We start from the raw sequence: 24,654 nt of genomic DNA on the forward strand, positions 1-24,654 counted from the left end.
TTTCATCTTTATATTTACAGTAAGACGAATCATTCTTATTTAACAAAATAAACCAACGACATTAGGCTTAAACATTATATCACCCTGCTTTTTGTAATGGCTCTACGCCCAGAGTCTGAAGATGATAGGGATATGTTGGCTTGAGAAGCTTGCCAAGCGCGGCACGGTAGATTACCTTCTGCGCTGAGTTGCCGTTACACACTAGAAGGAAAATAGCATGGGCTACAATCTGGCAGAACTTTCCAAAGACGAGATGGACAAGGTGAACGTTGATCTGGCCGCGTCTGGAGTAGCATTCAAGGAACGCTACAATATGCCGGTGATCCCTGAGATGGTGGAACGTGAGCAGCCAAAGCATCTGCAGGACTACTTCCGCGAGCGTGTGATGCACTATCGCGTCGAATCACACAAATTCTCTCGCCTGCCTTACGAACCTAAAATGAAGTAATGGCGCCTCTCCCACAGGGAGAGGGAACCGATCGAGTGTGTTTGAAATTTCTCGGGACTCACCTTGGATGAGGAGGTGATCGATTTTGCCAAAGTTACCGATTTACCTCCAAATGAGCAGGGGCTAACAGCTCCCTCTCCCTATGGGAGAGGGTTGGAGTGAGGGGGCAGCAAAGCGGTCGGTAGCCAGCATCAGCTGGTGCAAAATACCCGGTTCATCCGTGGAGTGCCCTGCCCCTTCGACAATATGAAGTTCAGCCTCAGGCCAGGCTTTGGCCAGATCCCAGGCGTTTTGTACCTGACAGGCCATATCGTAACGGCCATGAACGATCACCGCCGGAATATGACGGATCAACGGAACGTTGCTCAGCAGTTGGTCATCGCTGTCGAGAAAGCCCTGATGGCTAAAGTAGTGGTTCTCAATACGGGCAAAGGCCAGCGCGAAATCATCTTCGCCAAAGGAGGCGGAGGCACCGCTTGGTAACAGCGTTACCGTTTCCCCTTCCCACACGCTCCACAGTTTGGCAGCCTCAAGCTGCACTTGCAGATCCGGTGACGTCAGGCGTTGACGGTAGGCAGCAATCACGTCCTTGCGTTCTTCCTCCGAAAGGATAGACAGCACCCGCTCCCATTTATCCGGAAAGAAGCGGGAAGCGCCGTCTTGATAATACCAACTCAGCTCCTGCTTACGCAGCGTGAAGATCCCCCGTAGCACCATCTCGCTGACGCGTTGCGGATGCGTCTGTGCATAGGCCAACGCCAGCGTGGACCCCCAGGAGCCACCAAAGACCAGCCACTGATCCACTCCGGCCATGACACGCAATCTTTCAAGATCGTCAACCAGATGCCAGGTGGTGTTATTGTCCAGGCTGGCATGCGGTTTGGAACGGCCACAGCCGCGTTGATCGAACAACAAAACCTTATAGCGCTGCGGGTCGAACAACTGGCGATGATAAGGTGCGCTACCACCGCCAGGCCCACCGTGGATAAATACCGCAGGCTTACCGTTTGGATTGCCACTCAGCTCCCAGTAGATCCGGTGCCCATCTCCAGTATCCAGCCAACCGCTGTCATAGGCGGATAATGGCGGGTACAAACCTCGTAATTGTTCCATGGCGCGTACGTCTCTCTGTGAGTGATACCCTCATCAAAGCCGAAGCCGCTCATCAGGTCAACGGTAAAACGCTAAAACCTCCACCTATACCAACATGTTAGTGTGCGTTTGCTCAAAATGAAGTCGACTTGCTTTTACGCATATGGGGTTCGCGCATTTCTTGTGCGGTTTTGGCTTCAATACTCAGCTCTGCCGTGGGGCGTAATAACAGGCGTGGCAAGCCGATAGGCTCACCCGTTTCAAGACAATAACCGAAATCACCGGTTTCCAGGCGCTGCAGGGCGGCGGCCATTTTGGGCAGCAGGCGGGTTTCCCGATCCAATTGGCGGAACAGCAGGCGCAGATCTTCTTCGCGCGCAGCTTTATCCGCTTCGTCACCGCTAATATCGCCGCTGTCGATATCACGTTTCAACACGTCGATGTGCTGCCAGAGTTTTTGTTGCTCGTCCAATAGGCGTTGGCGGAAAAACGCCCGCTGCTCCGTATTCATGTAATCAGATTCTGGCATCGCCAGCAGTTGTTGCTCGCTTAATAATGTCATGACTGTCATGGCACACTCCGTGTACATAAGTTTGTTACATTATAACATTTTTAACACATAAAGGTTAATAATAAATAATCATTGGATAAACAAGGCGTTGACGTTTCCATACCCTTTGCTGCTTGCATATGATGGCCGCTAGGGGGTTAATGGTTCAGCAAGCCACCCAACCATAGGTTAACCAAGAGGCCATCATGAGTAAGGGAATGGACAGCAAGAAAAATGCGAAGAAGAAACCGTTGAAAACCCCAGCCGAGAAAAAAGCGGAGAAACGTTCCAAGAAAGGACAGTCGTCTACATCTGGTGAGTAAATCAGTTTCTGACCGTAGTTAAACCCGCCGAGGCGGGTTTTTTGTTACCTGCGAAAAGACAGGTTGGCATCGCAACCCCATATCGTTAAGCTAGGGAGTAGACTTTAGCTGGGAACATCATGATGTTACGTGTAATCGATACTGAAACCTGTGGGCTAGACGGCGGCGTAGTGGAAGTCGCTTCCGTTGACGTGATCGACGGGCAAATCACTAATCCGATGAGCGACCTGATCAGCCCAGATCGGCCTATCGGCCTGGACGCCATGGCCATTCACCACATCACCGAGCAGATGGTTGAGGGCAAGCCGCGTATCGCTGTCGCTATTGGGCGTTACCAGGGCAGCCAATATTATGTTGCGCATAACGCCGCCTTTGATCGGGCCATGCTGCCAGAAATGAACGGTGCCTGGATTTGTACCCTCAAGCTGGCACGTACGCTGTATCCAGACATTAAATATGGTAATCAATACCTGCGTTATGCGCTGAATCTGGATGTGCAACTGCCGCAGGACTCCGCGCTTTATCCACACCGTGCACTGTACGACTGCTACGTCACCGCAGCACTGCTACAACGCATTGTGCAGGACTCCGGTTGGACGCCAGAACAGATGCTGGAAATCACCGAGCAGCCGGTATTATTGAAAAAATTCAAGTTCGGCAAATATCGTGGGCAATCTATTGAGCAGGTGGCGCTGGAAGATCCTGGCTATCTGCGTTGGATGCTGAAATCAATCGACGATCTCAGCCCGGATATGAAACACACGTTGAAATACTACCTGTTGGGTTAATCAAGCGGGCAGTCTCCTGCCCGCGATGATTTATTCCGCCAGCGCCAGAATAAACGCATATTCCAGTGCAATATCTTCGTAAGCCTTAAAGCGCCCAGACTTGCCGCCGTGGCCGGCATCCATATCGGTATACAGCAGCAGTTGGCGATCGTCGGTTTTCAACTCACGCAGTTTCGCCACCCACTTGGCAGGCTCCCAGTATTGCACCTGCGAATCATGCAGCCCGGTAGTGACCAGCATATGCGGATAATCCTGCGCTTTCACCTGGTCGTAAGGGCTGTACTGCAAGATGTAATCGTAATACGCCTTGTCGTTTGGGTTACCCCACTCGTCATATTCACCGGTGGTTAGCGGGATGGACTCATCCAGCATGGTGGTTACCACGTCCACAAACGGCACCTGAGCCACTACGCCATTGAACAGCTCAGGAGCCTGGTTGACTACCGCACCCATCAGCAAGCCACCGGCACTGCCGCCCATGGCGAATACTCGGTCAACATCGCCATAGCCCTGCTCTACCAGTGTCTTGGTGACGTCGATAAAGTCGTTAAAGGTGTTTTGTTTGTTGAACAGCTTGCCGTCTTCATACCAGAGCTGCCCCAGTTCGGCACCGCCGCGAATATGCGCCAGCGCGAAGACAAAGCCGCGATCCAGTAAACTTAGGCGGCTGGCACTGAATGCCGGATCCATGCTGCTGCCATAGGAGCCGTAGGCATACACCATCAGCGGGTTCGCCCTATGTGCAAAGCGGTCAGCACGGTAAACCAAAGATACCGGCACCTCGACGCCGTCACGGGCTTTCACCCACACGCGCTCGCTACAATAATCTTCCGCCGTGAAGTTTTTCACTTCCTGCTGCTTGAGCAACTCCCGCTCGCCACTGTCCAGATTCAGCTCATACAGCGTGGTTGGCGTGGTCATGGAGGAATAGCCGTAACGCAGCAGCTCGGTTTCCGGGTCCGGATTATAGGCCAGCCAGGTGACGTAGGTCGGATCGTCAAAAGCAATGCTCTTGTCTTCACCGCTCTGCCAGTGGATTTGGCGCAGCTGGGTCAGCCCGGCGATGCGCTCCTCCACCACCAGCCAGTCACGGAACAGGCTGAACCCTTCGAGCATGACATCGTTGCGCGGGGCAATCAGTTCCTGCCATTGGCTTTCCTCAGCCTGCTCGCTCTGGTACAGGCCAAAGTTCTTGCCGTTTCTGTTAGAGCGAATGTAGAAATGCTCACGGTAGTGATCGAGGGCATATTCGTGATCTTTACGGCGCGGCGCAAACATCTGCGGCTTACTGTCTGCACTGTCCGCATCCAGCAACAGGATCTCTGAGGTGGTGGTGCTGCTGAGGTGGATCAGGATAAAACGCTCGGAGGTAGTTTTTTCCAGGCTGACGTAGAAAGTGTCATCCTGTTCCTCGTAGATCAGCACGTCCTGCTGCGGATCGCTGCCCACCACGTGGCGATAGACCTGATACGGCAGCAGTGTCTTGGCATGTTTACGCACGTAGTAGACGGTGGCGGAATCATTCGCCCACTCGAAGTTGCCAGAAGTGTTTTCCAGCACCTCGTCGGCCCAGCTATCGTCGCCTAGGTTCTTGAAACGGATATCGTATTGGCGGCGTGACAGGAAGTCCTCCGCCACGGCCAGGCGCTGGTTGTCCGGGCTGACGTCCAACCCGCCCAGCGTATAGAACTCGTGCCCTTCCGCACGCTGATTGCCATCGAGCAAGGTGTCCCAAAGCTCGGTAGCCGCTGCGGGTTGCCGCACATACAGCGCATATTCATTACCCGGCTCATACCGGGTCTGATAGCGGAAACCACGCCTGACGTAAGGCACGGAATGTTCCTGCTGTGGGATACGTGCGACCATCTCCTGATACAGAGTTTCGCGCAGCGCCTGTTGCGGCTTTAGCTGCGCGTCGGTGTAGGCATTTTCAGCCCGCAAATAGTCCAATACCTGGGGGTCGGTACGTTCGTCATCGCGCAGCCAGTAGTAGTCATCCACACGCGTGTCACCATGGATGGTAATTGGGTAAGGCCGTTTTTCTGCCTTGGGAGGTGTCATCATTGCTAAATCATCCGCTTACTTTGATTAAGGCAAGAGTGACACGAATTTCACCAGCTTAACAAGCCGCGTAGCTATTTTTTCAATGGGGGTGTCAGAACAGACAAGAGGGAGGATTTCCCCCACAACATCGCGCCAGTTCCCACAAAAGTGGCTGGGGCGATGCGGAGGATTAAGTGGCGAACCGAGGCTAACGTTTGGTAAACGCGATGACAAACAGCTCATCCAGCCCTGGGTAGATATCCTGGATCACCTGCTTGAGTTCGCTGAGCGTCATATTCTCCTGCTGCGCATGTTCATGCGTTAGCTCATCCAGGCGCACCGGCGTTACCGACTTTACCTCGATATAACAGAAAAATACGCCGTCTTCGTTGCGGCTGACACGCAGCACCTCATTCGGCTGGAAATGAGCTTCGCTGGCATCCCGAATGGTGATGGTTTTGCGCCCGGCCAGAATATCTTGCTCAAAACGGCTGAAGAAGGTTATCTCACGGGACATACTGGATCCTTGGTTATGGTCATGTTGCTGTATCACTGCTTAGGCGGCCTGCTGCTCTTCCGACGCAGCGCCTTCTTCCGGGGCGGCGGCAGGTTTCTCACCTTTGGCTTTAGCGGGCTTTTTGGCTACTTCTTGCGGGGCACCACCACGCAGGATCTGCGCCAGCACATCTTTGTGTTCCGCCAGGAAGAAGCTCAACCCTTCACGCTGTTCTTCTTCCAGCGTGACTGGCGCTTGCTGCAACCATTCACCGAGGCTATCGGCCAGATCCAACATTTTGTCGTAGGCATCGGCTTCTTTCTTATTTGCGAAAGTCATTTTTTCCTCACCGTTTCTCACTACTACATATTTCACTTCAACAGCCATGAGCATCTTCCTCAAAGGTTATGATACTGTATTTTTATACAGTATAGAGTGATTTCGGGCAGGGCTGCAAGCGCCCTGCCGTTTATTATTTCAACAGCCGCACTTTGCAGCTCTTGCCTTTGATCTTACCTTGCTGAAGCTGTTGCAGTGCCTTACGGGCACTGGCCTTACGGATAGCCACATAGGCATGCACAGGGAACATGTCGATCTTGCCGACTTCTGCCGCCGTTAGCCCGGCATCACCGGTCAATGCCCCCAGAATATCGCCAGGGCGAATTTTAGCCTTACGGCCGCCGTCAATGCACAGGGTGACCATTTCCGCTTCCAGCGGCGTGTTAGGCGCCCCGCTCAGCTCAGACACGGGTGACCATTTTGCGCGCATGGACAGATACTCTTCGAGAGCATGGACTCGCACCATTTCCTGCGGCGTACACAAGCTGATCGCCAGCCCGCTCAGACCGGCACGACCAGTACGGCCAATGCGGTGGACGTGAACCTCAGGGTCAAACGACAGTTCGTAGTTGACCACCAGTTCCAATTCTTTGATATCCAGGCCACGCGCGGCCACGTCGGTCGCTACCAGTACACGGCAGCTGCGGTTGGCAAAGCGAACCAGCACCTGGTCACGATCGCGTTGTTCGAGATCGCCATGCAGCGCCATACAACTGATACCACGGGCTTCCAGCGCTTCATACACGCTCTGGCAATCACGCTTGGTGTTACAGAACACCACACAGGACGCTGGCTGATAATGGCGGATGGCGCTCACCAGCACCGCAGGACGCTGATCGCGAGTGGTTTCATAGAAACGTTGTTCGATAGAGGCTTGCTCATCGCCATCTTCGACCTCCACATTCAGTGGCTGGCGTTGCACACGGGCGCTAATACGTTCAATGCCCGCCGGATAGGTGGCAGAAAACAGCAGGGTCTGGCGCTGTGGCGGCGTGTAGCTGATAACATCATCGATATCATCGGCAAAGCCCATGTCCAACATGCGGTCGGCCTCATCCAGCACCAACACGGTCATCTCGTCCAGCACCAGGGTTTTCTTGCGCAGATGCTCCTGCACACGGCCCGGTGTACCCACCACAATGTGCGGCGCATGCACCAGGGAGTCGAGTTGTGGCCCCACCGGCTGGCCACCACACAGGGTCAGTATCTTGATGTTCTGGGTAAAGCGGGCCAGGCGACGCAGCTCTTTGCTCACCTGGTCGGCCAGCTCACGCGTCGGGCACAGAATAAGCGCCTGGGTTGCCACTTTGGCAACGTTGATTTTATCCAGCAGGCCGATGCCAAATGCCGCCGTCTTACCGCTACCGGTTTTCGCTTTGGCACGTACGTCCTGCCCGTTCAGGATGGCAGGCAGTGCTGCGGCCTGTACCGGCGTCATTTCGGCATACCCCAGTTCGTTGAGGTTGGCCAACTGTTCAGCTGGCAGCGGCAGGGAAGAAAAAGAAACTGTGCTCACGGCAATAACTCTTATATAGCAAGTGGAAAGGCGGCGCTGCGCTTGGCTGGCACCGGATCAGGCGCAGATGATAACAGAGTTGGTGGGGTTTCCGGATTTCGGCGTTAAAAAAAGCGGTTAATATGCACCGCTGGTCGTACGCAATCGTTTTCGTATATACTGCGCGCTCAGTGTCAGACCCGTGAATTCATTCAGATCCAGGTATCAGACTATGTTAACTATTGGAACCGCCCTGCGTCCTGCCGCCACCCGCGTTATGCTACTCGGCTCAGGCGAGCTGGGCAAAGAAGTGGCCATCGAATGCCAGCGTTTAGGCTTGGAAGTGATTGCCGTTGACCGTTATGCCGATGCCCCTGCCATGCATGTGGCACACCGTAGCCACGTCATCAATATGCTGGATGGTGCGGCGCTCAAAGCGTTGATCGAACAGGAACGCCCCGATTTTATCGTGCCGGAAATAGAGGCTATTGCCACCAGCATGCTGGTTGAGTTGGAGCAACAGGGCCATCACGTCGTCCCCTGTGCCGAAGCCACACGTCTGACCATGAACCGTGAAGGTATTCGCCGTCTGGCCGCTGAAACGCTGGAGCTGCCCACCTCCAGCTACCGCTTTGCCGATAACGAGCAAAGCTTCCGCCAAGCGGTGGCCGAAATCGGTTACCCGTGCATCGTCAAGCCAGTGATGAGCTCATCCGGCAAAGGGCAAAGCCTGATCCGTGAAGAGCAGCAACTGGGCGCCGCCTGGGATTACGCACAGCTTGGTGGCCGCGCTGGCGGAGGCCGGGTCATTGTTGAAGGTCTGGTCAAGTTTGATTTCGAGATCACTCTGCTGACCATCAACGCCGTCGATGGCGTACATTTCTGTGAGCCGATCGGCCACCGTCAGGAAGATGGAGATTACCGCGAGTCCTGGCAACCGCAACGGATGTCAGAGCTGGCATTAACCCGTGCTCAGGCGATCGCCGCAAAAGTGGTTAACGCACTGGGTGGATTTGGCCTGTTCGGCGTTGAGCTGTTCGTCTGCGGTGATGAGGTGATTTTCAGCGAGGTCTCCCCACGCCCGCACGACACCGGCATGGTCACGCTGATTTCGCAGGATCTGTCCGAGTTTGCGCTGCATGTGCGCGCTTTCCTTGGGCTGCCGATTAACGCGATACGCCAGTTCGGGCCGGCCGCCTCTGCGGTGATCCTGCCAGAACTAAGCAGCGACAACGTGCGTTTCAGCGGGTTGGAGACGGCACTAAGTGGTTATAATCAGGTGCGGCTATTCGGTAAACCGAACATCGAGGGCAAACGCCGGATGGGCGTTGCACTGGCCGTTGCACCAGAAGTAGGGCAAGCGGTAGAGCTGGCCAAACAGGCCGCTGCGGCGGTGACAGTGCAAGGGTAAAGCGGTTGGGGGTTCGGGGATACCGGCCCCCGCTAACGTCAGTAGTTTTCGTCGTGTTCGCTGTCTTCGTCCAGATATTCGGTCGGTTCTTCCTGCTGCTGCTGTTCTTCTTCATCGTCGAACATCACGCTAACCTGATCGCCCTGATGTTTTTCGCGGATTTCCTGCGCCACAGTGGCGATGGCCTCTCCGCTGCTCATGCCCTGCCCCATCAGCAGATGGATACGTTCAGCAGCTTCCTGCTGTTCTTGATGACTCAGTGACGGCATACCTGCAAGCATGTCTTTCTCCCCGGTAAAATAGGCGTGAATTATACGCGCTAACGCCGCGGATCCCTACACCTGTTATTCGCTGGCCCGCAAGGGAGAGGCATTCTCACTGCGCCACTGTTTTAAGCGATGCAGCCACAACATCACATGCCATGTCTGCTTGATCCCCCGCATATTGTCGATCATCATCCGCTGAATGCCACGCCGGGAGAAATCTTCAGCGATCTGTTGTTGCGCCTGCAGTTCGGGCTCACGGCGAATACTATGGCAAATCCCCAGCGCCTCACGCGCGATTTGCCAGTGGAAGGCAGCGCAAATCGGAATCTTGCTGCTGTAACGCTGATTCAGTGCTACCAGCATCTCGACGATTTTCATATAGTGGCGCTGATACTCGACGTTCGCCTTCCCGATACGGCGACGGTTGCTGATCGAGCGATCGTGTACCCGTTGGCGATATAGCGGTTTGCTCAGGTATTTAACTCGTTGAGCATTGAACATCACCTCGGTGGTCCATGGGATATCCTGGTGGTGTAAACCAGGTTCGAAATAGAGTTGGTGCTGCTTGATAAAATCCAGGCGATACACGGCTAACCACACCACATGAATAAAGCGTCTTGATTTCAACGCTTTTTCCAACCACTGTACTCCAGAAATAACCGCCGTATCTTTCAGGCGCGTAGCAGGAATAATGTGTTGCAAATCACCATTGCTTGCAAAATAGCGTTCGCCGTTACATTGCATCACGTCTAATTGATGTTCTTCGGCTACTGTAAGCAGCGTTGAATACATTTTCGGATCCAATAAATCATCGGCATCTGGGAAGGCGACATATTTACCACGGGCCACGGCCAGCCCGGAATTGCGAGCATTGGAGACCCCTGAGTTGGGCTGATCGATGACCTTGATATGTGGATGCTGCGCGGCGTAGCGGTGCGCGATCTCTCCTGAGCCATCGGTGGAACCATCGTTAACAATGATCACCTCCAACTGCTGCTCATGTTGCGCCAGCAATGAATTCAAGAAAGGAATAAATAGCTCCCCAACATTGTGCAAAGGAACAATAACGCTTAATTTTAATGACATTGCTGCCCTCACCTGCGGGGTAATTAGAATAATTATCGGGTAAAACAAGATACATTTATTATTTTACTTATTAAAATATTCACCGAGTAAATTTCTTTCGGCGAATATATAATGGCATTTTACATTTTATATAATGGCAGACGTGGCAAAAAATGCTCCATTTACGCTTGGTTTACTTTTCATCCGGCTAATCTGTAAGCAGCACCCTATGGCGTAATGTGGCAGAATGGCTGCCAACACCGCTGTTTACGTGAATCAGGTTGATTGAACCCTATGAATGCCACCGCCCCAAATCTCAAATCATTACCCTATACGCGCGAAGCCGTATTAACGCTGTTCGCTCCATTGGCACAGCAACCTTGGGCTATGCTGCTGCATTCAGGCTTTGCCGAGCACCCGCATAACCGGTTTGATATTCTGGTGGCAGAACCTCGCACCACGCTGACGACTTGCGGTGCCAGCACTGAGATCCAACAGGGAGAGACTCGCAGTAACTCACCTGAAGATCCCTTTGTGCTGTTACAGCAACAGCTAGATGCTCTCAACCTGCATCCGCCACTGAACGGCGAACTTCCCTTTCAAGGGGGAGCGCTAGGGCTATTTGGCTATGACTTGGGACGACGTATCGAAGCGTTGCCGCAGTTGGCACAGGCCGATATCAAGCTGCCGGATATGGCAGTGGGCATTTATGACTGGGCACTGATCGCCGATCATCATCAGCAAAAACTGACGCTGCTCAGCTATGGGGATGTAGAACAGCGCTGGCAATGGCTTAACCAACAGCGGGTTGTGCCACAGCCCCCCTTCGCCCTGACAGGCAACTGGCAGGCCAACATGACACGCCAACAATATGGCGAGAAATTCCGGCGTATCCAGGACTATCTGCGCAGTGGCGATTGCTATCAGATCAATTTGGCTCAGCGTTTTTCCGCCCCTTATCAAGGGGACGAATGGCAGGCATTCCAGCAGTTAAGCGCCAGCAACCGTGCGCCGTTCTCCGCGTTCCTGCGCCTGCCCGCCAACGCGGTGTTGAGCGTTTCACCAGAGCGTTTCCTGTGGTTGGCCGATCGGCAGATCCAGACCAGGCCCATCAAAGGTACGCTACCCCGCCTTGCCGATGCCGCGCTGGATGCAGAACAGGCGCAAAAGTTGGCCAATTCCCCCAAGGACCGGGCCGAAAATCTGATGATTGTCGATCTGCTGCGTAATGACATTGGCCGTGTAGCAGAGCCTGGCAGCGTGAGGGTACCGGAACTGTTCGTGGTTGAGCCATTCCCGGCGGTCCATCATCTGGTCAGTACCATTACAGCCACCCTGCCCGCTAACCGCTCGGCTAGCGAGCTGTTGCGCGCCTGTTTTCCCGGCGGATCGATTACCGGCGCGCCCAAAGTGCGGGCAATGGAAATCATCGAGGAACTGGAGCCGCAGCGCCGTAATGCCTATTGCGGTAGCATTGGCTATCTCAGCGTTTGCGGTACCATGGACACCAATATCACCATCCGCACCCTGATTGCCGAAAACGGGCGCATCAACTGTTCTGCCGGTGGTGGCATCGTTGCCGATAGTCAGGAACAGGCGGAGTATCAGGAAACCTTTGATAAAGTAGGCCGTATCTTGCCACAGCTGGGGGAGTTTACCGTTTCGTGAGCCATCAGGACTATCCGGCCTCATTGGCCGATTTTATCAGCCGCTTTCAGTTGCAGCAGCCGCAGGCGATGCAGATCTCTCACAATTCGCGCCCAGCCGCCGTGCTGATCCCGATCGTTTGTCGGCCAGAACCGACCCTGCTGCTCACCCGCCGCGCCGATTCACTGCGTAAACACGCAGGTCAAGTGGCCTTCCCCGGCGGTAAAACCGATGCTGAAGACGGTTCCCCCATCATTACCGCACTGCGTGAAGCGCAGGAAGAAGTAGCGATCCCGCCGCAGCGGGTGCATATCCTCGGCCAGTTGGCCCCGCTCGACAGCAGCACCGGTTTTCAGGTGACGCCGGTGGTGGGCCTGATCCCGGCAGATGTCGCGTTTCATGCCAACGAAGATGAGGTCGCCGAGGTGTTCGAAATCCCGCTGCACGAAGCACTGCGGCTCTCACGCTATTATCCGCTGGATATTCATCGCGGTGGTCACGCACATCGAGTCTATCTTTCCTGGTATCAGAGCCAGTTCGTTTGGGGCCTGACGGCCGCGATTATTCGCCGCCTGGCACAGCAAGTCAGCATTTGAACTCGGCATTTTTTGCGACATACGTCACGTTAAAGCCGGGATTACCTGTCGTTTTGAGTATAAAGCGATCGCTATCACTCCAGCAGCCTGTTTTATCAACTACCGTTACCGCTATCGATGTTTTAAAAAAACTGTAAACTCTCTCTTCAACCTTACGAAATACCTGTAAAATAGCCACGACCGGAATAAACCACTAATATTATAAGGATTACCCCGGTCGCGTTTTAAGGCGTTAACAGCAATACCAAGGATTACTTTATTTCATGCGAAAAGGGCCGCAAAACCCGTACGGCCCTTTTACACTATCGCCGTTCCCTGCACGGTTTTTAACCGCAGCAGCCATAACAATATGCCTCTTTAAGGAGTTTTAGCGTGATTAGCGTTTTCGACATGTTTAAGATCGGCATCGGCCCGTCCAGCTCTCATACGGTTGGACCGATGAAAGCCGGCAAACAGTTTGTCGACGATCTGGTAAACGAAGGCTTGATGCCTTCCGTCACGCGTGTTGCCGTCGATGTTTACGGCTCACTCTCATTGACCGGTAAAGGTCACCATACCGATATCGCCATCATTCTAGGCCTGGCGGGCAATATGCCTGATACCGTCGATATCGATGGCATCCCGGGCTTTATTCGCGATGTTGAACAACGTCAACGCCTGATGCTGGCCAGCGGCCTGCACGAAGTCGATTTCCCCCGCGACGGCGGCATGGTATTCCGTAGCGACAATATGCCGCTGCACGAAAACGCCATGCAGATCCATGCCTTCGCTGGCGACAAACAGATTTACAGCAAAACCTATTACTCTATCGGTGGTGGGTTTATCGTTGACGAAGAACATTTCGGCAAAGCCGAAAGTAACGAAATCTCGGTTCCCTATCCGTTCCACTCGGCAAGCGAAATGTTGGCTCACTGCCATGCCACCGGCCTGTCTCTCTCAGGGATGGTCATGCAAAACGAACTGGCATTGCATAGCAAGCAGGAGATCGAAGCCTATTTCGGCAACGTTTGGCAAACCATGCGCGCCTGTATCGATCGCGGCCTGAACACCGAAGGCGTACTGCCTGGCCCGCTGCGGGTTCCGCGCCGTGCCTCAGCCCTGCGCCGCTTGCTGGTTTCCTCAGACAAACTGTCCAGTGACCCCATGAACGTGATCGACTGGGTCAACATGTTTGCGCTGGCGGTGAACGAAGAGAACGCCGCCGGTGGCCGCGTGGTGACTGCCCCAACCAATGGAGCCTGCGGGATCGTCCCTGCCGTGCTGGCTTACTACGATCATTTCATCGAATCCGTCAGCCCGGAAACCTATGTCCGCTACTTTATGGCGTCCGGTGCCATTGGCACGCTGTATAAAATGAACGCCTCGATTTCCGGTGCCGAAGTGGGCTGCCAGGGCGAAGTCGGCGTGGCCTGTTCGATGGCCGCTGCAGGCCTGGCCGAGTTGCTTGGCGGCAGCCCTGAGCAGGTTTGCATCGCCGCCGAAATCGGCATGGAGCATAATCTGGGCTTGACCTGCGATCCCGTTGCAGGCCAGGTACAGGTTCCTTGCATCGAACGCAACGCCATTGCCTCAGTGAAGGCGATCAACTCGGCGCGGATGGCACTGCGCCGCACCAGCGAGCCACGCGTATCTCTGGATAAGGTGATCGAAACCATGTACGAAACCGGTAAAGACATGAACGCCAAGTATCGTGAGACCTCCCGTGGCGGTCTGGCGATCAAGGTTCAGTGTGACTGATTAAGACCGTCCCCCTCGTCATCACCGGCGAGGGGGAACGGCTTACGAAACCTGAACTGGATACGCAGCACGTAGGGGCACCACATGCTTCGCCTGCTTAGATAATCAATAGATTAACCAGAGGAAACCCTCTTCGCCCCGTACAAATTCAGCAATACCGCTAATCTGAGCGCCTTTTGCCCATCCGCCGGTTAACCCCCAAATCTCCCCTTTGATCGCGCGAATCGAAATAATTTGTTGAGTTACCATCAATTTTCCATGCGAACAGGCTAGAATTAGCCAAGCATAGTATTACTGAAATTACGCCTGGAAGTGGCGTCAGGCAGCTAGACTGAACAAGGACTTACCGGATGTTGATGACCCAACTTGCCGCATCGAAATACCGCTATTACCGTTGGCTTCTCGCCGGCGCGGTTGGGTTGGCTATTTTGTTGATTTCGCTGTATACCCGCTACTATCAGGAAGTCCGTAATACCGAGCAGAACCAGCGCGTCCTGGCCAGCCGGGTGATCAGCAAACTCAATACGTTGCTGCTGCCCGCAGAACAACAGGCACTCAGCACCATGACGCTTGTCGGGCAACCCTGCGACTCGGTGATATCGACGCTACGCTTTCGTGCCGCACAGAATCAGGCACTGCGCTCGTTGCTGCTGGTCAAGGACGGCAAGATTTATTGCTCCAGCCTGTTTGGCGAACGCCACTATGTGTTTACCACCCTTTTCCCGACCATGACCAAAGGCGGCATGCAACTGGCACTGCGCCCTTCCATCATGGTAGCAAAAGGAACGCCAACGCTGGTGCTATGGACTCCGTTGCCCGATCAGAGTACCAGCGGAGTGTTGCACGTTTTCAATATCGATCTGTTGTCCAACTTCCTGCTGGAACCGCAAGAGCCTTATGCTCACCGGGTAGCCCTGAACGTGGGGGCCTATAGGCTGGAATATGGTCAACAGGAAATTACACTGAGCGATAGCAAAGCCGAAGACCTGCAATACACCGCCAAATCTGCCAAGTATCCTTTTTCCATCTCCCTGTTTGGCCCCGATGCCCGTACTCTGGCGCTGGCCGCGTTACCCCGCCATATTCCTCTGGCGCTGATGCTGAGCCTGCTGGCGGCCTACGTGGTCTATCTGATCACCGCCAACCGCATGAGCCTGTCTTACCATATTGGCCACGCCATTGCGCATCGAGAATTTCGCGTTTATTGCCAGCCGATTATCAACAGCGATAATGGGCGCTGTGTCGGTGTTGAAACCTTGATGCGCTGGAAGAACAAGCGACAAGGCTGGATTTCGCCAGACGTGTTTATCCCGCTGGCCGAACAGCACGCCCTGATCATTCCCCTAACGCGTTATCTGATGACCACGGTGGTAGAAAACCTCAACCTGTTCCCTCCTCGCCCCTCTTTCTATATCAGCATCAACGTCGCAGCCGAGCATTTCAATACCGTCAGCATTATTGATGACATCCGCAGGATCTGGCTGCCCGCCCATCCGATGCCTTCATTGATGCTGGAGCTGACGGAGCGAACCGCCCTGTCGGAGATTCAGTATGAGCAGATTAAAACGCTCAAAGAAATGGGCATCATGCTGGCGATAGACGACTTTGGCACCGGCCACAGCTCGCTCAGTTACCTGAAAAAACTCAGCCCGGACGTGTTGAAGATCGATCGTGGCTTTACCGCCGCCATTGGCACCGACGCGGTCAATGCCACCGTGACCGACACCATCATTACGTTGGCACAGCGCCTGAAATTAAAACTGGTGGCCGAAGGGGTTGAGACTGAGGAACAGGCGGAGTATCTGCGCTCGCAGGGTGTAAATGCCTTACAGGGGTATTATTTTGCCAAGCCGATGCCGATCAACGTGTTTCCACTGTGGCTGCAACAGTATGAAACCCGCCAACGCGTGCTGCATCAACAGCCGAAAACAAAAAAAACCCGAGAGAATTGCTCTAATCACCGTACCCCCTCACCCTAACCCTCTCCCACAGGGAGAGGGAACGGATCGAGTTAGCCTGAAAGTACAGTATTCAGCATGAGCTTTGACTGACTCACTTTGGATGAAGGAATGGCCGAGGTTGCTGAGATTATCTCCTCTCGCCCAACAGAGCTGGGGCTATCAGCTCCCTCTCCCTGTGGGAGAGGGTTGGGGTGAGGGGAAGACCACTTACTCGTCTTGCTCGTGCAGCGGTTTCACCTTGGTGATACTGACCAGCTCGATGCGATAATCCGAGATCTCAAGGATTTCAAAGCGCAGATCGTGAAGTTCGACTACGTCGCCTACCGTTGGCATCTGGCCCGAGTGAGAGAGCAGGAAGCCCGCCAGCGAGGCGTAATCCTCGGTGGGGCTAACCAGATGGTCACAGTCCAACGCCTGCTCCAACGAGTGGAGATCCGCCCCGCCTTTCACCAGCCAGCGGTCGCCATCCTCGATAATATCCGGCGTTTCATCTTCGTCCGGGAACTCACCGGCAATCGCTTCCAGCACGTCTAATGGCGTGACCAGCCCCTGCACCACGCCAAACTCATTGGTCACCATCACCAGACGGCCCTTGGCCCGGCGCAATACCGCCAGCAGCTTGATCACGTCCATGGTTTCCGGCACCACGATCGGTGGAGTACGCGCAGCAAACTCGGCGATATCCACGCCCTGATCCAACGCGACCAGCAGATCCTTGGCACGCACCACGCCGATAAACTCGTCCAACTCATAGCGGCAAACCGGGAACAGGCTATGCGGGGTATCCAGCAACTGTTCGCGCACCTCATCACGGGAACGTTCACAATCCACCCATGAAATCTCGGTGCGAGGTGTCATTACGCTGCGCAAGGTACGGGAAGCCAACGTCAGCACACCGCTGATCATGTAGCGTTCCTCCTGCGCAAAGGTTTCTTTCACCTTACGCAGGCTGTCTTCATCCACCTGCTGCTGGGTACGCTGTTGCCCCATCAGGCGCATAATCGCTTCAGCCGTGCGTTCGCGCATCGGGCGGCGAGATTCGTGCTTGATGAAGTTGCGCCGTGCAATCTGGTTAAACATCTCAATGAGGATCGAGAAGCCAATCGCCGCATACAGATAGCCTTTCGGTATGTGCACGCCAAAGCCTTCGGCAATCAAGCTCAGGCCGATCATCAGCAGGAAGCTCAAACAGAGCACCACGATGGTCGGATGGGCGTTCACGAAGTTGGTCAAAGGTTTCGAGGCCAGCAACATCACCGCCATCGCAATCACTACCGCAGCCATCATGACCGGCAGATCGTTGACCATCCCCACCGCCGTGATCACCGCGTCAAGCGAGAACACCGCATCAAGGATGACAATCTGCACCACCACCGCCCAGAATTTGGCGTAGCCACGGTTGGCACCTTCCTGATGGGTACTGCCCTCCAGCCGTTCATGCAACTCCATCGTGGCTTTGAACAACAGGAATACCCCACCAAACAGCAGGATCAGATCGCGGCCAGAGAAAGCGAATTCCCCCACGCTGAACAACGGTTTGGTCAGCGTCACCATCCAAGAAATCACCGACAACAATCCAAGACGCATCACCAAGGCTAATGAAAGACCGATAATGCGCGCTTTATCACGCTGCTTGGGCGGCAGTTTGTCGGCAAGAATGGCGATGAATACCAGGTTGTCGATACCCAGCACGATTTCCAAGACCACCAGGGTCAATAACCCGGCCCAAATCGAGGGGTCCATTAATATTTCCATATCAGACTCCAGAAGAAAGACAGGTTGGCAGAGCGGCGCTCAGACGTAGGGAGGCAAACGCAGATGTTGCGTTGGCGATGACAGAGAGAAAACGGGATGGCACTAACAGGAAGCAGCCATAAGGCCGAGCGAACGTTATTGCACCAGCAGGTGGTGGGTGAAACCTTGTAAAACAGTAACTTCGGTGACAGTCCATAGGGAGGGCTGAGGCCCTTCACTCCTTGGTTATGAAAGAAGAATGCACTCTAGCAGGAAATTTTTCGCCAGAAAAGTGGCTTCGTTCAGTTACGTCTCATTTTGTAACAGCTTTGCTGTTTAATTCCGCAAACTAACTATTCGGCTTAATCGATCCACTAATAGCAGAGCAATGTCACAAAATTTATTTTTTCACGCACTAAAATAAATGGCGTTAACGGGAATTAACGGCCACAGGTTTTTGAAACTGCGTGATAAATGTTAAGTGTGAGTTTCTTTTTTTCTACCATAATGTATTTGAACCAACGTATCTGAACCGCGGAAGTGACTGCCAGGATGGTGATGAGTCAAGACACGATCCGTGCCTTAAGTTCAACGAGGAGGTAGCGAGTGGCAATAGCTATTATCATCGGCACACACGGGACTGCAGCGGAACAACTGCTGAAAACAGCAGAAATGCTATTAGGTGAGCAAGCCAACGTCGCCTACATAGATTTCGTTCCCGGTGAGAATGCTGAAACGTTAATTGAGAAATACAATGGGAGAATCAGTGAACTCGATACCAGCGATGGCGTCCTGTTTCTGGTTGATACCTGGGGCGGCAGCCCGTTTAACGCGGCCAGCCGTATCGCAGTAGACAAACCACACTATGAGGTTATCACCGGGGTTAACATTCCCATGCTGGTGGAAACATTCATGGCTCGTGATGACAACCCAAGCTTTGACGAACTGGTCGCGCTGGCGTTGGAAACCGGCCGTGAGGGCGTGAAAGCGCTGAAGAAACCGGTGGAAGAGAGTGTTAAGCCCGTCGCGCCACAAAGTGCCCCTGCCCCAAAAGCCGCCGCGCCACAAGCGCCTCTCGGCCCCAATGACCATATGAAAATCTGCCTGGCACGTATCGACGATCGGTTGATCCACGGCCAGGTTGCTACCCGCTGGACCAAAGAGACCAACGTCAGCCGCATCATCGTAGTCAGTGATGAAGTGGCCGCCGACCACGTCCGTAAAACCTTGTTAACTCAGGTTGCCCCTCCAGGCGTTACCGCTCACGTTGTTGACGTGGCAAAGGCGATCCGCGTCTGGAACAACCCGAAATATGCGGGTGAGCGCGTGATGCTGCTATTCACCAACCCAACTGACGTTTGGCGTCTGGTGGAGGAAGGTGTGGATATCAAATCGGTGAATATCGGTGGTATGGCGTTCCGCCAGGGCAAAACCCAGGTGAATAACGCGGTGTCCGTCGATGAGAAAGACATCGAGGCGTTTAAGAAGTTAAACGAACGCGGGATTGAACTTGAAGTCCGTAAGGTCTCTTCCGACAGTCAGCTAAAAATGATGGACCTGATTAACAAACTCAATTAACGGCAACGTCGTTAATTTTTTACTCAGAGCTGTTTGGTCATATAGGAGAAGTGCAATGGAGATCACCACTCTTCAGATTGTACTGATATTTATCGTTGCCTGTATCGCCGGGATGGGTTCCGTCCTGGATGAGTTTCAATTCCACCGCCCGTTAGTGGCCTGTACGCTGATTGGCTTCGTTCTCGGTGACATCAAAACCGGTATCATCATCGGCGGTACGCTGGAAATGATCGCACTGGGTTGGATGAACATCGGGGCTGCGGTTGCGCCCGATGCGGCGTTAGCGTCGATTATTTCCACCATTCTGGTTATCGCCGGTGGGCAAAACATCGGTGCCGGTATTGCCCTGGCGATCCCGCTGGCAGCAGCAGGCCAGGTACTGACCATTATCGTGCGTACCATCACCGTGGCCTTCCAGCATGCGGCGGACAAAGCGGCAGAACGGGGTAACCTGAACGGTATTACCGTGATCCACATCGCGGCCCTGTTGGTACAGGCAATGCGTGTCGCTATTCCTGCGGTGATCGTTGCGGTCTCTGTCGGCACAGCTGGCGTCCACGCCCTGCTTAACTCAATTCCGGAAGTGGTCACAGGCGGTCTGAACATCGCCGGTGGCATGATCGTGGTAGTCGGTTACGCGATGGTCATCAACATGATGCGTGCCGGTTATCTGATGCCATTCTTCTACCTGGGCTTTGTTACCGCAGCCTTCACCAACTTTAACCTGGTCGCACTCGGTGTGATCGGCGTGGTGATGGCGGTGCTCTACATCCAGCTCAGCCCTAAATACAACAAGTCTCAGGTGGTTCAGGCCAACCCTGCCGGTGCCAACGACCTCGATAACGAATTGGACTAGGAATAGGTGAAAGAAATGGTTGATACAACGACTCAAAAGAAACTGACACCTGCCGATATTCGAGGCGTATTCGTACGCTCCAACCTGTTCCAGGGTTCATGGAACTTCGAACGTATGCAGGCGCTAGGTTTTTGCTTCTCCATGGTGCCGGTGATCCGTCGCCTGTACCCAGACAATAACGACGAACGCAAGCAGGCAATCAAACGCCATCTTGAGTTCTTCAATACGCAACCGTTCGTCGCAGCGCCAATCCTTGGCGTTACCATGGCGATGGAAGAACAGCGTGCCAACGGCGCACCGATCGACGATGCGGCCATCAACGGCATCAAAGTAGGTCTGATGGGGCCACTGGCCGGCGTAGGTGACCCGATATTCTGGGGTACCGTTCGCCCGGTATTTGCCGCATTGGGTGCGGGTATTGCCATGAGTGGCAGCCTGCTCGGCCCACTATTGTTCTTCGTGATGTTTAACCTGGTGCGCCTGTTGGTTCGTTACTACGGTGTCGCCTACGGCTATCGCAAAGGGGTCGATATCGTTAGCGATATGGGCGGTGGTTTCCTGCAAAAACTGACGGAAGGGGCGTCCATCCTCGGCCTGTTTGTCATGGGGGCCCTGGTTAACAAGTGGACGCACGTCAATATCCCGCTGGTGGTGTCGAAAATTACCGACCAAACCGGGCAAACCCACGTAACCACGGTACAAACCATCCTTGATCAGCTGATGCCTGGCTTGGTACCGCTGCTGCTGACCTTCGGTTGTATGTGGTTGCTGCGCCGGAAGGTCAACGCGCTGTGGATCATCATCGGCTTCTTCGCCATCGGTATCTTCGGTTATTGGATTGGTCTGTTAGGTCTGTAATAGCAATTGATAGCCGGGGGGCAACCCCCGGTTTTTTTATTTATGGAGTGGTGAGATGTCGCTGACCGATGGCGTAATACTGATTTTTATTCTGCTGATGCTGGCGTATGCGCTGTATGACGAGTTCGGCATGAACCTGCTGAAAGGCAAAACGCTGTTAAAGGTGCAGCTCAAGCGGGGTAACCGTCTGGACTGCCTGATTTTCGTCGGTCTGATTGCTATTCTGCTCTACCGCAACCTGGTCGAGCAGGGAGCGCCGATAACCACCTACCTGCTAATTTCCCTGGCGTTGATTGCGGTATATATCTCCTATATCCGTTGGCCCAAGATGTTGTTTAAAGCCACCGGCTTCTTCTATGCAAATGCGTTTATTGACTATCGACGCATCAAATCCATGAATTTATCCGAAGATGGCATTCTGGTTATCGACTTAGAACAGCGTCGGTTATTAATCCAGGTTACGCACCTGGATGACCTGGAAAAAATCTATAATTTTTTCCTTGAAAATAAATGAGTTAAACAACCCCACTCCATACTGATTAATTGACAATAATTTTTTTGGGTAATTAATCAGCATGGCTGGTGTTTTTTCTGCTTATTATTTCCACACCTTTGATGCAACTATCGCCATTATTCCCCTCAATAAACACGCTAATGAAAATAAGTCTCAATTTCACCCAATACCCAGTGAAATTAAACGTTGTCCGCAGCAAAAATATTATGGTATGGTTGCGCCGTCATTGGGGAGTAGCCGGTTTCTGGGGAGTCATAACCAGAAACGCCCGTATCAACATACTCGTTTCGTCAGCGAAACGTGGTGCGGGCAGCCAGGTAGGTTGGCGAGACCATAGGCACGTAACTCCGTCGTAAGGTTGGGGGTGGGTTACGTGTATATGGAGCCACCCGGCCGAGACTATTTCAATGAACCTTTCCGCAACTCTTATCCTGGCTTTTGGCATGTCTATGGACGCGTTTGCCGCGTCGATCGGCAAAGGTGCCACTCTGCATCAACCGCGTTTTCGCGAAGCTATCCGTACCGGTCTGATCTTTGGCATCATTGAAGCCATTACCCCGCTGATCGGCTGGGGCATAGGTCTGTTTGCCAGCCAATACATCATGGAATGGGATCACTGGGTCGCCTTTAGCCTGCTGTTTATCCTTGGCACACGCATGATCGTTGAAGGGGTGAAAAACAAACCGGAAGAAGAGAAAGTCAATCGTCATGGTTTTTGGGTGCTGGTTGCTACGGCCATTGCCACCAGTCTGGATGCGATGGCAATCGGCGTAGGTCTGGCATTCCTGCAGGTTAATATCCTGCATACCGCGATGGCGATAGGTATGGCGACCATGATCATGGCCACGCTGGGGATGATGGTTGGCCGGTTTATCGGCCCGCTGTTGGGCAAGCGCGCGGAAATTCTTGGCGGCGTGGTGTTGATCGGGATTGGCTTTAATATCCTGCTGGAGCACTTGGGCTACCTGGCTTAATCTCTGGCGACGAAGCATACTCCCTCACCCTCTCCCCAAGGAGAGGGAACCGATCGAGTTCGTTGATCTTTTTGCGTAATACCTCAACTTTCTTGCTTTTACACCCTAGTTTTCGAAGCTACTCTGGCCAGCTCCCTCGCCCTATGGGAGAGGGTTGGGGTGAGGGGCGACCCGGCGGTATAAGCGGATAGCGAAATCCGTCTCACAGGCAAAGGTCGCCATGTCTAGCAAACCTTGCTGCACCTCCGGCGAAGCGCGCCAGGCAAACGGCGTCATCTGCAACAGATTGGCAGCCTGCTCACCCGGCAGCGCCATCGGATAAGCCAGTGACTCGGCCAAATCACAGCTGAAGCCCTCAAGCTGCTCATCATGCTCCGCATGCAATTGAACCTCCTGATAAACCTGCTGTTTTAGCTGATAAAGGTGACGCGGCCCCGGTGACACCGTCACAACCACCCCACCCGGCTTGACTACCCGCGCCAATTCCTCGGCTTTACAGGGTGCATAGATACGTAACACCGCATCGAGCGACGCGTCGGCAAACGGTAGGCGATGGCTGGAAGCCACGCAGAAAGAGACCGCCGGGTAGCGTTTGGCCGCCGAGCGAATCGCCACCTTGGCGACATCCAGGCCATACACCGCCACAATCCGCTCCTGAGACAAGCTTGCAGCCACGGCGGCCGTGTAATAGCCTTCACCACAACCAATATCCAGCAGTGCCTGTGGTTCAATAGGCAAGGTGTTGGCTAACAGTTCGGCCACCCGCTGTTGCAACGGCTGGTAGTAGCCGCCGTCAAGAAATGCGCGGCGGGCCTGCATCATCTCGGCACTGTCACCCGGCTGTTTAGAACGCTTGTGTTGCACCGGCATTAAGTTGACGTACCCTTCTTTGGCACGGTCGAATTGATGGTTATTTTCGCAACGCCACTGTTGGTTTGCGAAATCAAGCGGTTGGAAGCACAGGGGGCACTGATAAGACATGGATGAGATCCCAGAGAGAGATGGCGCGGGTAGTCTAAAGAAGGCTGGTGTACGATGCAAGGCGGATGCCCATCTGCCACTAGCCAAGTAATCCAAAAGCTGGCTACACTGGATATCTCCTCTCAGCCACAGGCAAAGACGTTCTATGACCGACTATTCCCCGCTGCTCAGCGGCGTTCCTGGCATCGCTCATGGCTTTGGCAATAAAGGTGCCCTTCTGCCAACGCCGTTACAACCCTTTCGCAATACGCTGCCTGAGAAAAAACAGGTACACGGTATTCGCATAGTCGATATCCATCAGGCGGGCCAGCAATGCGGTGAAGCCGATGGCTTCTTTACCCGTGAACCAGGGATCTTGATCAGCGTATTAACCGCAGACTGCCTGCCGGTGATTTTCAGCCGTAAAGACGGTCGCGCCATTGCTGCGGTACATGCGGGCTGGCGCGGCCTGCTGGATGGCATTTTGGAGCAAATGGCCAAACGCATCGGCCAGGGGGACGATACCGCCAACTGGGTGGCCTCCATCGGCCCCGCTGCGGGCGCTTGCTGCTATCAGGTTAACCAGGAGCTGGTCGAACAGTTTCAACGGACGCTGCCCTTGCCAGCAGAGCTGATCAGCCCGACCTGCCGCCATCTGGATCTGGCAGCCATCGCCGTAAACAAGCTCAATGCCTTGGGATTCGCCGCGGTCGATCACGCAGGCTCTTGCACCATCTGCACGCTCAACAGCGACCCACGGCAGCCGCAGCGCTTTAAATACACCAGTTATCGCCGCAACAGCCATCGCCGAGCGCAAGATCCCAACCATCCGGGGATTAAAGGCCGTAATCAGTATTCCGGCATCATCATCACCGGGTGACATTCACCGATGCCAGAAACGAAAAAACCCGCACTAAGGCGGG

At 54.0% G+C, this 24,654-nt stretch carries 24 protein-coding genes and 1 riboswitch; of the genes, 13 read left to right on the plus strand and 11 right to left on the minus strand.

Translation table 11 applies throughout. The features are described from left to right. Positions 1–217: 217 nt before the first annotated feature. Positions 218–448, plus strand: a complete 231-nt coding sequence (locus N6G83_RS28615; protein ID WP_021181054.1) for a DNA polymerase III subunit theta — start codon at positions 218–220, stop codon at positions 446–448. A gap of 123 nt (positions 449–571) precedes the next feature. Here the strand turns inward: N6G83_RS28615 and pip are convergent, their stop codons facing one another. After that, positions 572–1,561: a prolyl aminopeptidase gene (pip, locus tag N6G83_RS28620; RefSeq protein ID WP_074028610.1), complete on the minus strand. Its 990-nt coding sequence runs from the start codon at positions 1,559–1,561 to the stop codon at positions 572–574. A gap of 112 nt (positions 1,562–1,673) precedes the next feature. After that, on the minus strand, positions 1,674–2,111 hold the full coding sequence (locus N6G83_RS28625) for a TraR/DksA C4-type zinc finger protein (protein ID WP_021806760.1): 438 nt from the start codon (positions 2,109–2,111) through the stop codon (positions 1,674–1,676). A gap of 421 nt (positions 2,112–2,532) precedes the next feature. On the opposite strand from N6G83_RS28625, the gene exoX reads away from it, so the two are divergent. After that, positions 2,533–3,201, plus strand: coding sequence for an exodeoxyribonuclease X (exoX, locus tag N6G83_RS28630; protein ID WP_024530219.1), 669 nt, complete (start codon positions 2,533–2,535; stop codon positions 3,199–3,201). A gap of 30 nt (positions 3,202–3,231) precedes the next feature. On the opposite strand, the gene N6G83_RS28635 is transcribed toward exoX, so the two are convergent. The 4 genes from N6G83_RS28635 to dbpA all read right to left on the minus strand — a co-directional run bounded on the left by N6G83_RS28635 (position 3,232) and on the right by dbpA (position 7,595). Beyond that, on the minus strand, positions 3,232–5,265 hold the full coding sequence (locus N6G83_RS28635) for a S9 family peptidase (protein ID WP_211135566.1): 2,034 nt from the start codon (positions 5,263–5,265) through the stop codon (positions 3,232–3,234). Between the two features lie 187 nt (positions 5,266–5,452). Continuing rightward, the gene (gene yqfB / locus N6G83_RS28640) at positions 5,453–5,761 is read right to left on the minus strand and encodes a N(4)-acetylcytidine aminohydrolase (RefSeq protein WP_024530217.1); all 309 of its coding nucleotides are present in this window, start codon (positions 5,759–5,761) and stop codon (positions 5,453–5,455) included. Between the two features lie 39 nt (positions 5,762–5,800). Beyond that, a complete protein-coding gene (locus tag N6G83_RS28645; protein ID WP_024530216.1) occupies positions 5,801–6,127 on the minus strand; it encodes a YebG family protein in 327 nt (108 codons plus the stop codon). A gap of 85 nt (positions 6,128–6,212) precedes the next feature. Next, positions 6,213–7,595, minus strand: a complete 1,383-nt coding sequence (dbpA, locus tag N6G83_RS28650) for an ATP-dependent RNA helicase DbpA (protein ID WP_024530215.1) — start codon at positions 7,593–7,595, stop codon at positions 6,213–6,215. 211 nt (positions 7,596–7,806) lie between these two features. Between dbpA and purT the strand changes: the two genes are divergently transcribed. Next, positions 7,807–8,985 (plus strand): formate-dependent phosphoribosylglycinamide formyltransferase, encoded by a 1,179-nt coding sequence (gene purT, locus N6G83_RS28655; protein WP_211135565.1) that lies wholly within the window; start codon positions 7,807–7,809, stop codon positions 8,983–8,985. A 38-nt stretch (positions 8,986–9,023) separates the two neighbouring features. Here purT and N6G83_RS28660 read toward each other — a convergent pair whose 3' ends face one another. Then, a complete protein-coding gene (locus N6G83_RS28660; protein ID WP_024530213.1) occupies positions 9,024–9,266 on the minus strand; it encodes a YoaH family protein in 243 nt (80 codons plus the stop codon). A 63-nt stretch (positions 9,267–9,329) separates the two neighbouring features. Then, on the minus strand, positions 9,330–10,337 hold the full coding sequence (locus N6G83_RS28665) for a glycosyltransferase (RefSeq protein WP_211135564.1): 1,008 nt from the start codon (positions 10,335–10,337) through the stop codon (positions 9,330–9,332). Between the two features lie 273 nt (positions 10,338–10,610). Between N6G83_RS28665 and pabB the strand changes: the two genes are divergently transcribed. From pabB to sdaA, 3 genes are all read left to right on the plus strand, one after another. Next, positions 10,611–11,984: an aminodeoxychorismate synthase component 1 gene (pabB, locus tag N6G83_RS28670; RefSeq protein ID WP_074028605.1), complete on the plus strand. Its 1,374-nt coding sequence runs from the start codon at positions 10,611–10,613 to the stop codon at positions 11,982–11,984. Continuing rightward, complete coding sequence (locus N6G83_RS28675) at positions 11,981–12,559, plus strand: CoA pyrophosphatase (protein ID WP_024530210.1); 579 nt, start codon at positions 11,981–11,983, stop codon at positions 12,557–12,559. Before pabB ends, N6G83_RS28675 begins: the two co-directional genes overlap by 4 nt. A gap of 372 nt (positions 12,560–12,931) precedes the next feature. Then, the gene (gene sdaA / locus N6G83_RS28680; RefSeq protein ID WP_024486973.1) at positions 12,932–14,296 is read left to right on the plus strand and encodes an L-serine ammonia-lyase; all 1,365 of its coding nucleotides are present in this window, start codon (positions 12,932–12,934) and stop codon (positions 14,294–14,296) included. Between the two features lie 105 nt (positions 14,297–14,401). On the opposite strand, the gene N6G83_RS28685 is transcribed toward sdaA, so the two are convergent. After that, positions 14,402–14,545, minus strand: a complete 144-nt coding sequence (locus tag N6G83_RS28685) for a hypothetical protein (RefSeq protein WP_161629502.1) — start codon at positions 14,543–14,545, stop codon at positions 14,402–14,404. Positions 14,546–14,646: 101 nt separating this feature from the next. Between N6G83_RS28685 and N6G83_RS28690 the strand changes: the two genes are divergently transcribed. Further along, positions 14,647–16,275 (plus strand): EAL domain-containing protein, encoded by a 1,629-nt coding sequence (locus tag N6G83_RS28690; protein WP_260524075.1) that lies wholly within the window; start codon positions 14,647–14,649, stop codon positions 16,273–16,275. A 189-nt stretch (positions 16,276–16,464) separates the two neighbouring features. Here N6G83_RS28690 and N6G83_RS28695 read toward each other — a convergent pair whose 3' ends face one another. Further along, positions 16,465–18,012: a TerC family protein gene (locus tag N6G83_RS28695; protein WP_024531229.1), complete on the minus strand. Its 1,548-nt coding sequence runs from the start codon at positions 18,010–18,012 to the stop codon at positions 16,465–16,467. Between the two features lie 585 nt (positions 18,013–18,597). Between N6G83_RS28695 and manX the strand changes: the two genes are divergently transcribed. The 5 genes from manX (at position 18,598) to mntP (ending at position 22,771) form a co-directional block, all read left to right on the plus strand. Next, positions 18,598–19,569 (plus strand): PTS mannose transporter subunit IIAB, encoded by a 972-nt coding sequence (gene manX, locus N6G83_RS28700; RefSeq protein ID WP_074028595.1) that lies wholly within the window; start codon positions 18,598–18,600, stop codon positions 19,567–19,569. Between the two features lie 55 nt (positions 19,570–19,624). Next, positions 19,625–20,425, plus strand: coding sequence for a PTS mannose/fructose/sorbose transporter subunit IIC (locus N6G83_RS28705; protein ID WP_021181036.1), 801 nt, complete (start codon positions 19,625–19,627; stop codon positions 20,423–20,425). A 15-nt stretch (positions 20,426–20,440) separates the two neighbouring features. Next, the gene (locus tag N6G83_RS28710; protein ID WP_024531227.1) at positions 20,441–21,283 is read left to right on the plus strand and encodes a PTS mannose transporter subunit IID; all 843 of its coding nucleotides are present in this window, start codon (positions 20,441–20,443) and stop codon (positions 21,281–21,283) included. Between the two features lie 55 nt (positions 21,284–21,338). Then, complete coding sequence (locus N6G83_RS28715) at positions 21,339–21,797, plus strand: DUF986 family protein (RefSeq protein WP_024531226.1); 459 nt, start codon at positions 21,339–21,341, stop codon at positions 21,795–21,797. 216 nt (positions 21,798–22,013) lie between these two features. Then, positions 22,014–22,194, plus strand: a riboswitch (yybP-ykoY riboswitch). Between the two features lie 10 nt (positions 22,195–22,204). After that, positions 22,205–22,771, plus strand: coding sequence for a manganese efflux pump MntP (gene mntP / locus N6G83_RS28720; protein WP_074028593.1), 567 nt, complete (start codon positions 22,205–22,207; stop codon positions 22,769–22,771). A gap of 141 nt (positions 22,772–22,912) precedes the next feature. Here the strand turns inward: mntP and rlmA are convergent, their stop codons facing one another. Next, the gene (gene rlmA, locus N6G83_RS28725) at positions 22,913–23,752 is read right to left on the minus strand and encodes a 23S rRNA (guanine(745)-N(1))-methyltransferase (protein ID WP_211135562.1); all 840 of its coding nucleotides are present in this window, start codon (positions 23,750–23,752) and stop codon (positions 22,913–22,915) included. Positions 23,753–23,897: 145 nt separating this feature from the next. Between rlmA and N6G83_RS28730 the strand changes: the two genes are divergently transcribed. Next, positions 23,898–24,611 (plus strand): polyphenol oxidase family protein, encoded by a 714-nt coding sequence (locus N6G83_RS28730; protein WP_211135561.1) that lies wholly within the window; start codon positions 23,898–23,900, stop codon positions 24,609–24,611. The last annotated feature ends 43 nt before the right edge of the window (positions 24,612–24,654 follow it).

The sequence above is a fragment of the Serratia sp. PL7 genome, from assembly GCF_945957435.1.